Annotated in this window: 14 protein-coding genes; 4 read left to right on the top strand and 10 right to left on the bottom strand. The window is 70.5% G+C overall.

Features of this window, described 5'->3' with window-relative positions; translation table 11 throughout:
• Window positions 1-3 precede the first annotated feature (3 nt).
• The 4 genes from BM333_RS12275 to tig form a co-directional block, all read right to left on the bottom strand.
• Window positions 4-651, bottom strand: coding sequence for an ATP-dependent Clp protease proteolytic subunit (locus BM333_RS12275; RefSeq protein ID WP_092312009.1), 648 nt, complete (start codon window positions 649-651; stop codon window positions 4-6).
• 117 nt (window positions 652-768) lie between these two features.
• Window positions 769-1,665: a hypothetical protein gene (locus BM333_RS12270; RefSeq protein ID WP_092312006.1), complete on the bottom strand. Its 897-nt coding sequence runs from the start codon at window positions 1,663-1,665 to the stop codon at window positions 769-771.
• Window positions 1,662-2,621 (bottom strand): hypothetical protein, encoded by a 960-nt coding sequence (locus BM333_RS12265; RefSeq protein ID WP_092312003.1) that lies wholly within the window; start codon window positions 2,619-2,621, stop codon window positions 1,662-1,664. The genes BM333_RS12270 and BM333_RS12265 overlap by 4 nt, the downstream gene beginning before the upstream one ends.
• Before the next feature lie 148 nt (window positions 2,622-2,769).
• Entirely contained in the window at window positions 2,770-4,113 is a 1,344-nt protein-coding gene (gene tig / locus BM333_RS12260; RefSeq protein WP_092312000.1) for a trigger factor, read from the bottom strand.
• A gap of 184 nt (window positions 4,114-4,297) precedes the next feature.
• On the opposite strand from tig, the gene BM333_RS12255 reads away from it, so the two are divergent.
• Complete coding sequence (locus BM333_RS12255) at window positions 4,298-4,999, top strand: MBL fold metallo-hydrolase (RefSeq protein WP_092311997.1); 702 nt, start codon at window positions 4,298-4,300, stop codon at window positions 4,997-4,999.
• Here the strand turns inward: BM333_RS12255 and BM333_RS12250 are convergent.
• Window positions 4,996-5,289 (bottom strand): hypothetical protein, encoded by a 294-nt coding sequence (locus tag BM333_RS12250; protein ID WP_092311994.1) that lies wholly within the window; start codon window positions 5,287-5,289, stop codon window positions 4,996-4,998. The two genes, BM333_RS12255 and BM333_RS12250, sit on opposite strands and share 4 nt — an antisense overlap.
• A gap of 125 nt (window positions 5,290-5,414) precedes the next feature.
• Between BM333_RS12250 and BM333_RS12245 the strand changes: the two genes are divergently transcribed.
• Entirely contained in the window at window positions 5,415-5,678 is a 264-nt protein-coding gene (locus BM333_RS12245) for a hypothetical protein (RefSeq protein ID WP_218151460.1), read from the top strand.
• A 75-nt stretch (window positions 5,679-5,753) separates the two neighbouring features.
• Window positions 5,754-5,978, top strand: coding sequence for a con-10 family general stress protein (locus BM333_RS12240; RefSeq protein ID WP_092311991.1), 225 nt, complete (start codon window positions 5,754-5,756; stop codon window positions 5,976-5,978).
• 60 nt (window positions 5,979-6,038) lie between these two features.
• Here the strand turns inward: BM333_RS12240 and egtB are convergent, their stop codons facing one another.
• Entirely contained in the window at window positions 6,039-8,189 is a 2,151-nt protein-coding gene (gene egtB / locus BM333_RS12235) for an ergothioneine biosynthesis protein EgtB (RefSeq protein WP_092311988.1), read from the bottom strand.
• A gap of 173 nt (window positions 8,190-8,362) precedes the next feature.
• Here egtB and BM333_RS12230 point away from each other — a divergent pair, with 173 nt between their 5' ends.
• Entirely contained in the window at window positions 8,363-8,935 is a 573-nt protein-coding gene (locus BM333_RS12230; protein WP_092311985.1) for a sigma-70 family RNA polymerase sigma factor, read from the top strand.
• A 150-nt stretch (window positions 8,936-9,085) separates the two neighbouring features.
• Here BM333_RS12230 and BM333_RS12225 read toward each other — a convergent pair whose 3' ends face one another.
• The 4 genes from BM333_RS12225 to BM333_RS12210 all read right to left on the bottom strand — a co-directional run bounded on the left by BM333_RS12225 (window position 9,086) and on the right by BM333_RS12210 (window position 13,368).
• Window positions 9,086-10,105, bottom strand: a complete 1,020-nt coding sequence (locus BM333_RS12225; protein ID WP_092311982.1) for a threonine aldolase family protein — start codon at window positions 10,103-10,105, stop codon at window positions 9,086-9,088.
• A 3-nt stretch (window positions 10,106-10,108) separates the two neighbouring features.
• Window positions 10,109-11,056: a mechanosensitive ion channel family protein gene (locus tag BM333_RS12220; RefSeq protein ID WP_092311980.1), complete on the bottom strand. Its 948-nt coding sequence runs from the start codon at window positions 11,054-11,056 to the stop codon at window positions 10,109-10,111.
• A gap of 59 nt (window positions 11,057-11,115) precedes the next feature.
• Window positions 11,116-12,807 (bottom strand): cisplatin damage response ATP-dependent DNA ligase, encoded by a 1,692-nt coding sequence (locus tag BM333_RS12215; RefSeq protein ID WP_092311977.1) that lies wholly within the window; start codon window positions 12,805-12,807, stop codon window positions 11,116-11,118.
• Between the two features lie 87 nt (window positions 12,808-12,894).
• Window positions 12,895-13,368 carry an RcnB family protein gene (locus tag BM333_RS12210; protein ID WP_092311974.1) on the bottom strand — a complete coding sequence of 158 codons (474 nt, stop codon included), beginning with the start codon at window positions 13,366-13,368 and terminating at the stop codon, window positions 12,895-12,897.
• Between the last annotated feature and the right edge of the window lie 64 nt (window positions 13,369-13,432).

Genomic DNA, 13,432 nt, shown 5'->3' with positions numbered 1-13,432 from the left:
GGCTCAGGAGCCGGGAGTCTTCACCCCGTCCTGGTCCGCCTGCTCGCGGCGGTCGTAGACATGGTCGACGATGCCCCAGGCCTTGGCTTCCTCGGCGTTCATGAAGTGGTCGCGGTCGAGGGTCTTCTCGACCTCCTCGTAGGTCCGGCCCGTATGGTGGACGTAGATCTCGTTCAGCCGCCGCTTGGTGTAGCGGATATCCTCGGCGTGCCGCTCGATATCCGAAGCCTGGCCGCGGAAACCGCCCGAGGGCTGGTGCACCATCACCCGCGCGTTCGGCAGGGCGACGCGCTGACCGGCGGCGCCGGCGGTGAGGATCAGCGAGCCGGCCGAGGCGGCCATGCCCATGCACACCGTCGACACCGGCGAGCGGATGTATTGCATGGTGTCGTAGATCGCGAGCGCCGAGTGGACCTGTCCGCCCGGGCTGTTGATGTACATGCTGATTTCCTTCTTCGGGTTCTCCGACTCGAGGAACAGCAGCTGGGCGCAGATCAGCGAGGCCATGCCGTCCTCGAAGGGCCCGGTCAGGAAGATGATCCGCTCGCGCAGCAGGCGCGAGAAGATGTCGAAGGCCCGCTCGCCCCGGCTGGACTGCTCCACCACCATGGGGACGAGGTTCATGTTCAGATAGTCGATCGGATCGCGCATTCAGGCCTTCTCGGGATGCAATGGGCGCGACTCGCCGGCCGGGCCCCTGTGGGACAGGATATCGTCTCGCCGGCCGACTGACGCAAGCGACAGTCGCCAGATCACGCCGGCGCGGACCTACTCCGCGTCGCCGGGGGCGGCCTGCCGGCTCATCAGTTGCGCCAGCGCTTCGGCGTGCGCCTCGGGATCGAGGCGATAGCGCCCCGCCCCGTACAACGCCTCCAGGTACCCCCGGTCCCAGTCGGTCAGGCCGCCCTCGCCGCCGGCAGGGGTGAAGCTGTTGAGAACGGTGTCGAAACGGCTCAGGTCGGCCTCGGCGTCCACCTGGGCCAGCACCACCATGGCGAGATAGTCAGACAGCTGGTCCAGATCCGCGCCTTCCAGACGCGGCACGTCGACGATGACGAGCACGCGACTGAGATAATCGACAATGCCCGTGCTGCGCTTGAACGAGCTGGCGCAGGCCGGCGGGCCCTGGAATATCCTGATCGCCAGCGCACCGCTGCTGGCGCAGTAGGGAAAGCTGATGTGCCACCAGCGCACCGCCGCGTCCGAGGCGCCAAACTCCTCCAGCGCACGGGCGCCGCGATTGGACCGGGTGAAGCCTATGCGGAACGCCCGTCGCCGCTCCGCCACCAGGGCCTCCGCCAGTTGCTGGCCGTCCGAAGCGGCCACGATCACCGCGTTCGGCGCACAGCCGGGCTGCCCCAGTCGCACACCGAGAGGGCGGGCCACGTCCGAGACGCGATCGATGATGGCGTGGGCCGCTTCCGCGCGCAGCCCGACGACGCCCAGGCAAAGCTCGGCGTTCCACCTGGCCAGGCCGCGGTAGGCAGGCGCGGCGGCGGCGCTGTCGACGAACTCGCGCGCCAGAGCCTCCAGCGCGTCGGGGCGGGAGACCACGACATCCTCCAGCCGTGTGGTCGGCTCCTGCGGGGCCGCCGGCGGGGCGCCCGCGGCATCCTGGCCTGCCAGGGCGGCCGCAAGGCTCAGGGCGAGCAGCGGTCCCGTCATTCCGGCGCCGGCTCGGGCGCTGTCTGTCCGGCGCGCCACCTCCGCGCCATGTCGTTGGCCATGACGTCGGCCTGGGCGTTCGGATTGATCCGCCGGACAGGACCGCCCTGCACCCGGTAGAGGGAGGTGAGATAGGTCCGGTCCCACTCCGTCAGCCCCTCCACCGCGGCGGGGCGGTCGAAGAGGTTCAGCACGGTGTCGTATGCCGCGGTGTCCGCGTCAGGATCGACCTGGGCCAGGGCGACGAAGGCGACATAGTCAGCCAGCTGCGCCAGGTTGGCGCCGCCCAGCCGGTCCACGTCGACGACGATCATCGCCTTGTTCAGATCGTCGCGGATCTGGCTGTTCAGACGCGAGGCGGCGAACACCGCAATGACCGGCGCCGAGGGGTTTCCATAGGGATCCACGTCGCCCGGCATCCGCACGGCGATCTTGCCGTTGTTGGAGTTCACCGGGAGACTGACGTGCCACCAGCGCACGGGTCGGTCTGCGGTGCGAAAATCGCGCAGGGCCGGATTGCCGCGATCGAGGCCGCCGAGGCCGATCCGGAACGCCCTCCGGTTCTCGGCGACCATGGCGTCCGCAAGGGCGGCGCCGTCGGTGGTGAAAACGATCACGACATTCGCCGTGCATCCCGGCTCGCCGATGTCGAGGCCCAGCTCCAGCGCCACCTCGGACACCCGGTCGACCACCGCCTGCCCGACGTCGTGCCGCACGTTCGCGACGCCCACGCACAGCCTGTCGTGCCAGCGGGCGAGGCCCCTCCGGTAGGGCGGCGCCCCGACCTCGCCGACGAACTCGCGCACGACCTCCTCAAGCCGCCGCCGGTCGACGACGATGTCCTCAAGCCGGGTTGTGGCGAGGTCGGCGGGATCCTGCGGCGGAGGCGCTGCAGCCGTCGCCTGGGGCTGCAGGATGGCGGCGGCCATGGCGCCGGCGAGAGCCCAGGTGGTCATGTTCCACGCTCCGGAGGCTGAACCTCGACGCGAACGCTACCATGGAACCCGGCAGGCGGGAAACATGGGGAAGAAGACGGGACTCCACATGGAAAGGGCCGCCGCTGTGCCCAGCGGCGGCCCCTTCGGTCGCGGGACGGCAGGCCGATCAGCCCTCGTCTTCGTCCTTGAGCAGTTCTTCCTTGGTGATCGGCGCATCCGTCACCTCGGCGGTGTTGAAGATCAGGTCGCAGACCTTCTCCTCGTAGATCGGCGCGCGCATCTGGGCGGCGGCGTTGGGGTTCTGGCGGTAGAAGTCCAGCACCTGCCGCTCCTGGCCCGGATAGTTCCGGGCCTCGTTCATGATCGCCTGGTTCAGCTCCTGGTCCGAGACCGTGACGTTGTTGGCCCGGCCGATCTCGGCCAGCACCAGACCCAGGCGCACGCGGCGCTCGGCGATCTTGCGGTACTCTTCCTTGAGCTTCTTCTCGGACTTCTTGGCGTCCTCCGGGGGGAGGCGGCCGGCGTCCTTGTCGGCCTGCACCTGCTGCCAGATGCCGTCGAACTCGGCCTCGACCATCTTCGGCGGCAGCGGGAAGTCGTGGGCCTTGTCCAGCTCGTCCAGCAGGGCCCGCTTCAGCTTGAAGCGCGCGGCGCCGGTGTACTGCTGGTTCAGGTTGGAGCGCAGCAGCTCCTTCAGCTTGTCCAGCGACTCGATGCCGATGCGCTTGGCGAAGTCGTCGTCGACCTTGGTTTCGGCCTCGGCCTTGATGGCCTTGACGGTGACGTCGAAGGTCGCGGCCTTACCGGCGAGATGCTTGGCCTGGTAGTCCTCGGGGAAGGTGACCTCGACGGTCTTCTCCTCGCCGACCTTGACGCCCTTCAGCTGCTCCTCGAAGCCCGGGATGAAACGGTTGGAGCCGATCACCAGGTCGGCGTCGGTGGCCGAGCCGCCTTCGAAGGCCTCGCCGTCGATCTTGCCGACGAAGTCGATGGTCAGCTGGTCGCCGTCGGCGGCCTTGACCGTCTTGCCCTTCTTGTCCTCGTAGCTCTTGGCCTGCCCGGCCAGCTCCTTGAGCGCCTCGTCGAGGTCCTCGTCGGAGGCCTCGTAGGTCGGACGGTTCAGCTTCAGCGTCTTGGGGTCCACCGGGGTGAAGTCCGGCATCACCTCGAGCTCCATCTCGTAGGCGAGGTCCTCGCCGCCGGTCAGGACCTTGTCCATGTCCGAGGTCAGCTTCATCTCGGCCGGGGCGGCCGGGCGCACCTTGGCCTCGTCCAGCGCCTTCTGGCTGGTCTCGTTCAGGGCGGCGTTGACGATCTCCCCCATCAGGTCGCGCCCGAAGGTCTTCTTCACGTGCGCCACCGGCACCTTGCCCGGACGGAAGCCCTTCAGCTTCATCTGCGGCGCCACTTCCTTGAGGCGGGCGTCCAGCTTCTCGTTCAGCTCGGCGGCGGGAATGGTCACCGCGATCACGCGGCTCAGGCCTTCGGAGGACTTTTCGACGACTTGCATGGTCGGGATTCTGACGCTCTGGGGCGGCGCCTTGGGGGCGGGCGCTGCGCGGTGTGGGAAAGCAACAAGGGCCGCCCTTGCGAGGCGGCGCCTTTGAAGCCCGCCCTTATGTCGATCAGCGCCTGAAAGGTCAACGTGAGCCGCGGCGGTTTCGGCGCGGCCGCGCCTCGGCTATCCAGCGGCGATGAGCCAGTCCCCTCCCCCCATCGGCGTCGCCGTCTTTCCGGTCACCCCCCTGCAGCAGAACTGCACCCTGGTCTGGTGCCGCCAGACGCTGAAGGCGGCGATCATTGATCCCGGTGCCTCGGTCGACGCCCTGCTGGGGGCGGTGGCGAAGCAGGGGCTGACGCTTGACGCCATCTGGATCACCCATGGCCACCTCGACCACGCCGGCGGCGCCGCGGAGATGCAGGAGAAGACCGGCCTCGACATCGTCGGCCCGCATCCCGACGACCAGTTCTGGATCGACGGCATCCCGGCCCAGGGCCAGATGTACGGCCTGCCGGAGGCGCGGTCGTTCACGCCGACCCACTGGCTGGCCGACGGCGACCGGCTGACCCTGGGCGAGACGGAATGGGAGGTCTACCGCTGCCCCGGTCACACGCCGGGGCACGTGATCTTCTTCAACCGCGAGGCCCGCTTCGCCCAGGTGGGCGACGTGCTGTTCCAGGGTTCCATCGGCCGCACCGACTTCCCGCGGAGCGATCACGCCAGCCTGCTGAACGCCATCGTGACGAAGCTCTGGCCGCTGGGCGACGACGTGACCTTCGTGCCGGGGCACGGGCCGAGCTCGACCTTTGGCGCGGAGCGGCGCAGCAATCCGTTCGTCTCCGACGCGGCCCTGGCGCGTGCGCCGATCGCCCGTCCGGCGACCGGGCCCTCCTAGCGGGCCATCAGCAGGCCGATGATGACGCCGAGGCCCAGCGCGTAGACCGAGGCCCGCACCGGCTCCTCCTCGACCGCGCCGCGCAGTCGCCGCGCCCGCTCGCGACCCCAGTCGCCGACCAGCCCCGCATCCTCGCGCAGCGCCCGGCGCAGCGGCCGCACGCCGAGGGATCGCATCTCGTCGCGCATCAGGATGGCGTCGGCCTCGCGATCCAGCCGCGTCGACGCGGTGTCGAAGGCGTCCTCGATGTCTTCTTCGGAATTGGGAACTGGCGGCGTCGTGTCGCTCATGGAGGAGTTTCCTTCGTCGGAGATCGGACGCCGATTGAACCGCCGCCCGGCCGGCCGGTTCCGCCGCACCCACCACATGCAACGGACGGGCGTGGAGGGGGTTGGTCCGGCATGAGGAGGTTCCCATGACCCTGATCACTCCCTTGCACCTCGGCCAGCCGGAGATCGTCCCGCCCGACACCCCGGGGCCCGACATCGACCCCGTGTCGCCGCCCGACGTCCAGCCGGGCTACCCGCCGGACGTCCAGCCGCCGGACACCCCGGGCCCCGATATACCGGCGCCCGGCACGCCCGGGCCTGACATCGATCCGGGCGGAACCCCGCCCGAGTTCACTGCGGTCGCCGACCGCTGTCCGCGCAAACCCTGTGATTCGTTCGCATTTGTGTGACCGGCGCGCCGGAACCGTAATCAGGCGTGAGGGTTCAATCCGCGACCGCCACAAGCGCCACGAAAGGAACCCACGATGGCTCAGAGTCAGCCCACGCGAGCCTCCGGCGTCTCCAAGCGGGGCTTCGCCTCGATGGACCCGGAACGCCAACGCGAGATCGCCCGCAAGGGCGGCGCCAGCGTCCCGAGCGAGAAGCGGAGTTTCTCCCAGGACCGCAGCCTTGCCGCCCAGGCCGGCCGAAAGGGTGGCGAAGCGTCCCACGGATCCCGCAATCGCGAGCGGGCCGCGGCCGGCGAGTAAGCCATCGTTCTGAAAAGGGGGCGGCCCATATCGGGCCGCCCTTTTCGATTCCGCCCCGCCTCAGGCCTCGAGCAACACCAGGGCCACCGCGGGGGCCGGCCCCTGCCGGAAGTCCGCGACGCGCCAGCCCGCCGCTTCAGCCAGTTCGGCAATCGACGCCGCGGTGAACTTCCGCGAGTTCTCGGTGTGGATCGTCTCGCCCGCCGCGAAGGCGATGCGACGGCCGCCGATCTGGACGACCATGTCGCGGCGCGCCTCGAGGTGCATCTCCATCCTCGACTCCGGGCCGTTCCAGAGAGCCCGATGGCGGAAGTCGTCGAGATCGAAGTCGGCCCCCAGCTCGCGATTGGCCCGGACCAGAAGGTTCCGGTTGAAGGCCGCGGTGACCCCGGCCGCGTCGTCGTACGCCGCGATGAGGGCGGCCGGGTCCTTCACCAGATCCACGCCCAGAATGAACAGGGCGCCGTCTCCCAGCAGGCCGCGCGCCGCGCGCAGAAAAGCGATCGCCTCGGCCGGATCGAGGTTGCCGATGGTCGAACCGGGGAAGAAGCCGACATGGCGGCCCTCCCCGATCCCCCCGGGCAGCCCATCCAGCGCAAGGAAGTCGCCGACCATCGGCCGGACCCGCAGATCGGGATAGGCGGCGGCGATGCGATCGGCCGCCGCCGCGAGCGCCTCGGCGCTGATGTCGATCGGCACGTAGGCCGCCAGGGCGGGGGCGGCGTCCAGCACGATGCGGGTCTTCTCGCTGGCCCCGGAGCCGAACTCGACCAGCACCGCTTCGGGGCCGAAGCGCGGCGACCATTCCGGCGCCACCACACGAAGCAGCGCCGCCTCCTGACGGGTCGGATAGTACTCCGGCAGCTCAGTGATCGCCTCGAACAGTTGCGATCCCTGGGCGTCGTAGAACCACTTCGGCGAAACCCGCTTGGGCGAGCTCTCCAGCCCGGCCAGCAGGGCCTCGCGGAAGCCGTTCCCCTCGCCGCCGCCAGCCGTCTCCCGCGCTACATCGCGCGCCAGCCGAAGACCGGCGAAGGCCCAGCGCTGGTGCGGATAGAAGAAGTTGCGATAGCTGACGCGGGCGTGGCCTTCCGGAGTGGCGAAGCTCGAGCCTCTCAGCACTATCTGGTTGGCCATGAACTTGCCGTTGTACTCGGCGGCGGTCCCTTCGGTCGGCCGGAAGCCCGGATAGGGGGTGTAGGGCGAGGCGGTCCATTGCCACACCTCGCCGAAGGCGTTGGCCATCGCGTCAGGTCGGGCGCGGGCGGCGTGCTCCCACTCCGCTTCCGTCGGCAGGCGGGCTCCCGCCCAGCGGGCGAAGGCGTCGGCTTCGTACCAGCTGACATGCCGCACGGGCGCCGCGGGATCCACCGGACGTCGACCGGCCAGGGTCATCACGCTCCAGCCCTCCGCCTCGCGCCGCCAGTACAGGGGCGCGGCCCAAGCTTCGGCCTTGACCGCCGCCCAGCCGTCGGATGCCCACAGCTCGGGCCGGGCGTAGCCGCCGTCCTCGATGAAGGCGATCCACTCGGCGTTGGTCGTCAGGTCGGCGGCGATCTCGAACGGCTCCAGCCAGACCCGGTGCGCCGGGCCCTCGTTATCGAAGGCGAAGCCGCCGGCGACGTGGCCGATCCCGACCAGACCGCCCTCGAAGCGCTCCCGGCCGCCGCGCGCCGGTTCCGTCGACCCCGCCCGCGGCTCGGCGGGAAAGGCGGCAGGGTCCAGCGGCGACCGCGACATCAGGTGAAGCATGTCCATCAGGAACAGCTCCTGATGCTGCTGCTCGTGGTGCAGGCCGAGCTGGACGAGATAACGTGTTCGCGCATCGCCGCATCCGTCTCCCAGCCACGCCGCCATGCGTCGGTCGACCTCGCGGCGGTGGCCCAGCACGGCGTCCACGCCGGGCCGGGTGATCAGCCCGCGACAGGGTCGGTCCACGCGCTCGCCCAAGGCCTCGTAGTAGCTGTTGAACAGCCGCCCCCAGTCCGGATCGACGGGTTGGTAGCCGGGTTCGGCCGAGAGGATCATCGTCTCCCAGAACCAGCTGGTGTGCGCGAGGTGCCACTTGCCGGGGCTGCAGTCCGGCATCGACTGGGCGGTCAGGTCCTCGGCCGAGAAGCCGCTCGCCAGGGCGGGCAGGACGGCGCGGACCTGTTGGAAGGCGGCGACCGCTTCGGAGGTGTCGGCGGACATCCGCGCGTGGGTGTTCATGCCGTTTCTTCCCCCTTCTTGGGCCTGGCCTCACATGGGGCGTCGATCTCACTGACGCCACCGCCCGCCGACAAAGTCGACCGCCCGACACAGGAACGGCGCACCAGCGGCGGCGTTCCGGAAGGGTCGCCGGCTCGCGTGGGAGCCGGCGCTCCGACCGACAGGATCGTCGAATGCCGCACGCCCTCGCGCCGCTCGACGGCGCCTCGCTTCCGACCGGCCGAGCCCGGGCCCGCGACGATATCGCCGACCCCTCCGTCTGGCGCCAGGCGGTCACCGCCCAGCTCCCGTCGCTGCGGGCCTTCGCCTGGTCGCTGTGCCGCAACGCCGCCGACGCCGATGATCTGGTGCAGGAGACCCTCACCAAGGCGTGGACCTATCGCGGCCGCTACGAAGCCGGCACCAACCTGCGCGCCTGGCTGTTCACCATCCTCAGGAACTCCTGGTACTCGACGGTGGCGCGACGCCAGCGCGAGGTGGCCGACGAGGAAGGCCGCCACGCCGCGACGCTCGTTTCCGAAGGCGCCCAGGAGTGGACCGTCGAACTGGACCGGTTGCGCATGGCCATGGACGATCTGCCGCCGACCCACCGCGAGGCCATCGTGCTGGTCGGCGCCGCGGGGCTGTCCTACGAGGAGGCCGCCGAGATCGCCGGCTGCGCCCTCGGCACCATCAAGAGCCGCGTCAACCGCGCCCGCAACCGGCTGGCGGAAGTGATGGACATGCCGCGCGGCGAAACCGGCTGACCCAGGCGCGGGTCCTTCCGCGCCGTCGTCGTCAGGGCCTCGATGTGAGCTTTGAGCCGGTCCGGCGCAGGCTGATCCTCGACGGCGCGAAACGTCGCCCTCAGCTGTTGTTCGCCCATGCTCCGATGAAGCCGCGCGCCCGGCTCGGCGTCACGCGGAAAGCTGCGCCATATCGGCCAGCAGGGCGTCGACCGCCGCGGCGTCGGTGGCCCAGGAGCAGACGAAGCGGACCGAGCCGTCGTCGAAGCGGTAGCAGGCCCAGCCCATCTCGTTCAGCCGCCCATGCGCCTCGGCCGGCATGCGGACGAACACGGCGTTGGCCTCCACCGGGTGGGCGAGGATGAAGGGCGTTCCGACCGCCACCCCCTCGGCCAGACGCTGGGCCATCAGGTTGGCGTGCGCCGCGCCGGTCTCCCAGGCCCCGCTCTCCAGCAGGCCGACGAAGGGCGCGGCGAGGAAGCGGGCCTTCGAGGCGGTCTGCCCGGCCTGCTTCAGCCGGTTGTCGATCCGGCGCGCCAGCGACCGGTCGAACATGACGATGGCCTCGGCGCACAGCGCGCCCGCCTTGGCTCCGCCGAACACCAGCACATCCACCCCGAGACGGGCGATGTCCTTCAGGTCGAAGCCGGCCGCCGCGGCGTTGGCCAGCCTCGCCCCGTCCATGTGCACCCCGTAGCCGCGCAGCTTCACCGGCTCGATCAGGTGGCGCAGCTCCTCCTCGGTGTAGACCGCGCCGTACTCGGTCGACTGGGTCAGGCTCAGCGCCGCCGGCGGCTGACGATGACCCACCTCCGGCTCGCCCAGCGCCGCCTCCAGCGCGGTCCTGTCGATCTTGCCCGAGAACCCCGGCAGGCCGATCAGGCCCACCCCGTGGCCGAAGAAGCCCGGGGCGCCGGTCTCGTCGGTGCAGACGTGGGCGGCGTGATGGGCCAGCACCGCCTCGTGCGGCCAGGCCAGCATCGACAGGCCGACCGCGTTGGCCGCCGTGCCCGAGAAAACGAACCGCACCTCGGCGTCGGCGTCCAGCCGCTGGCGGATCAGCTCGGCCGCCCGCGCCGTGGCGTCGTCAGCGCCGTAGGCCCGCGCGTAGCCGGCGTTGGCCTCGACCAGCGCCTGCAGCGCCGCGGGCGCCATGCCGGCCGTATTGTCGGAGCCGAAATCGTAGCGCATGCCTCAGCCTTCCTCCGCCCGCGCGTCCACCGCGGGCTCCTTGCGCACCCGCACGACCGGCAGGACGTCCTTCTCGTCGCCATAGGGTACGGCGACCTGGTGCGGGAACGGGATCTCGATGTCCGCGGCGTCCAGCGCCTCCTTGCCGCCCTGCATCAGGTCGGCCTGGGTCTGCCACCAGTCGTCCGATTTGACCCAGGCGTGCAGGGTGATCTGCACCGCGCTGTCCAGCAGGCCCGTGACCCCGGTCCACGGAGCCGGGTCCTCCAGCACCTTGTCGTGCGCCGACGCCGTCGCGGCCAGAACCGCCCGCGCCGCCCCCAGGTCCTCGCCGTAGCCGACGGTGAAGTTGATCTCGATGCGCCGCGTCTTCTGGCCGGTGAGATTGACGACCACGTCACTCAGCACCTTGGAGTTCGGCACCACGATCTTGTGATTGTTGGCGTTCGACAGCTGGGTGGTGAACAGGTCAAGGCGCTGCACCGTGCCGGCCACGCCGTTCAGGTCGATCACCTCGCCGACCCGGTAGGGGCGGAGCACCAGCAGCATCACCCCCGCCGCGACGTTGGAAAGCGTCCCCTGCAGGGCCAGACCGACCGCCAGGGAGGCGGCCCCCAGCACGGCGATGATCGAGGTCGTCTGCACCCCGAGCCGCTGCAGCACGGCGATCAGGCCGACGATCAGCACCAGCACCCGCACCACCTGGACGGCGAAGCTGAGCACCGTCGGATCCTGGCGGAAGCCGCGCACGCGCCCCAGCACCCGGCGGGCCACCCGCGCCGCCCACCGCGACGCGAAGATGGTCGCCGCCAGGATGATCAGGGCGACGAGCAGGTTGATGGCGAAGTCGCCGGCCATGTCGGTCAGCTTGGCGACCATGGCGATGTCCACGGCCGCCGCCTCGCGGCCGGCGGCGACGGCCTGGTTCAGGGGCGTGATCAGGTCGGGCATGCGCCGGGTCTAGCGTCTGACGCGGGATTTGGAAGCCCGCGCGGCGGGATTCGCGTCGCCTATCCGATCGGCCGCGCCACCCGCCCGCCGCCGCCCTCGATCGCGTCCAGTAGATCCATCACGTCGTCGAGGGTGTTGGCCTCCCGCGCCGGCTTGTCCCAGCGGATGCGGCTGATCCGCGGGAAGCGCATGGCCACGCCCGACTTGTGCCGCCCGGAGCGCTGCAGTCCCTCGAAAGCGACCTCCAGCACCAGGCCGAAGTCGCGGCCGGCCCGCACCGAGCGCACCGGACCGAAGCGCTCGACCGTGTGATCGCGCACGAACTTGTCGAGCTGCTTCAGCTCCTCGTCGGTGAAGCCGAAATAGGCCTTGCCCACCGGGGTCAGGGCCCCCTCCCCGGTCCAGACGCCGAAGGTGTAGTCGGAATAGAAGCTGGAGCGCTTGCCGCTGCCCCGCTGGGCGTACATCAGCACCGCGTCGATGACGTGCGGATCGCGTTTCCACTTGAACCACGGGCCTTTCGGGCGTCCGGCCACATAGGGGCTGTCGCGCCGCTTGAGCATCAGGCCCTCGGCGGCTGCCCCGACCGGCGGATCGGCCCGCAGCCGGGCCAGTTCGTCCCAGTTTCCGTAGGGCACGATCGGCGACAGGTGCAGCCGCGGCCCGCCGCAGGGGACCAGCGCCTCCAGCCGCGCGCGCCGCGCCGCCAGCGGCAGGGCCCGCAGATCCTCGCCCCCCTCGGCCAGCAGGTCATAGGCGACGATCGCCGCCGGCTGGTCGGCCATCAGCTTCGCATCGACCGTCTTGCGGTTCAGCCGCAGCTGCAGATCGGCGAAGGGGGCCACGACGCCGTCGCGCCAGACCACCAGCTCCCCGTCCACCGCCCCGTCGAAGCCCAGTCCGGCCATCACATCGGGAAAGGCGCGCGAGATCTCGTCGCCGGTGCGGGAATAGAGTTTCTCCACCCCGCCCTCGCGCACCGCCTGCACACGGATGCCGTCCCACTTCCATTCGGCGACGTAGTCGGCCGGTTGCAGCTTTTCGAAGTCCACCGCCTCGTCCAGCGCCGTCGCCAGCATCACCGGCCGGAAACGTCCCGGCGCGTCGGCGTCCGGCGGCCCCGTGCGCCCCTCCAGCCAGGCGAACAGGTCGGCATAGGGCGGCTCCAGCGCATGCCACACCTCCTCGATGTCCGATGCCTCGACGGGCTCCAGCGGGGTCGCCGCTTCGTGGCCGTCCGGGTCCGGCGGCTCGCTGAGCGCCGCCGGCCGCATCATCGCCGCGGCGGTCTTGGCCAGCCGCGCCGACATGCCCACCCGCAGCGCGCCGGTCATCAGCTTCAGCAGCGCCCAGCGCCCCTTCGGCTCCAGCGCGTCCAGCCAGCCCTCGAGCAGTCGCGGCACGTCGCGCCGCCCGGCCGTCCGCAGCGCCTCGACCACCTCCCCCAGCTCCGGTTCCCGGTTGGGCCGAAGCTCGGGATTGGAGGGCCAGATCAGACTGACCGTCTCGGCCATGTCGCCGACGTAGTCCCGGGACCAGCCGAACAGCACCGGATCTACCCGCGCCTCGACCGCCTTGCGGATCATCGCCGGCTTGGCCGCGTCGAACGTCAGGTCGCCGGTCAGCGCCGCCAGCGCCCAGCCGCGGTCGGGGTCGGGCGTGGCGCGAAGATAGTCCCGGAGCAGCACCAGCTTGGCGTTGCGCGACGCCGTCAGCGACAGGCGGTCCAGCAGTTCGGCGAAGGCGCGCATCCGACCTCATCACGGCACAGCCCGGAGCAAACGCGAAAACGCCCCGGAAGTCTCCTTCCGGGGCGTCTCGGCTGCGCGACCGCCCTGTTAGTTGAACAGACCGGCGATGACCGCGCTGATCAGCCCGCCGGCGACGGCGGCGAGGACCACGTCGTTGCCGCTGCGGACGTACTGGTAGCCGTGCGGCGGACGCTCGAGGCCGTAGCGGCCGTAGTCGTTGATCACGTAGCGCTGGGTCCGGTAGGCGTAGGGCATCTGCTGGCCGTACGACCAGCTGCGGACCTGGTAGCCGCTGGGCGCATAGTAGCGCGGGGCGTGATAGCGACGCTGGGCCTGCTGCCAGCGGGCGTAGGCGCGCTGCTGCTGACGGGCTTCGCGCCGGTCCTCGCGGCGGTCCTGACGCCATTCGCGACGGTCTTCCCGACGCTCCTGACGCCACTCGCGGCGGTCCTGGCGCTGCTCGTAACGGTCGCCGCGCGATTGCGCCTCGGCGGCCGAGGCCATGCCGACCGAACCCAGGGCGAGGGTCGCGGCCACGGCCGCGGTGACGAACTTCTTCATGGTGTAACTCCCGATGCGGCCGAAGGATTTCGACTTGTCCGCATCATGGAGTGGCGCGTTTGAG

The organism is Brevundimonas viscosa (genome assembly GCF_900116065.1).
In the GTDB taxonomy this organism is placed as follows: domain Bacteria; phylum Pseudomonadota; class Alphaproteobacteria; order Caulobacterales; family Caulobacteraceae; genus Brevundimonas; species Brevundimonas viscosa.
This window is presented reverse-complemented; position numbering and strand designations above follow the sequence as displayed.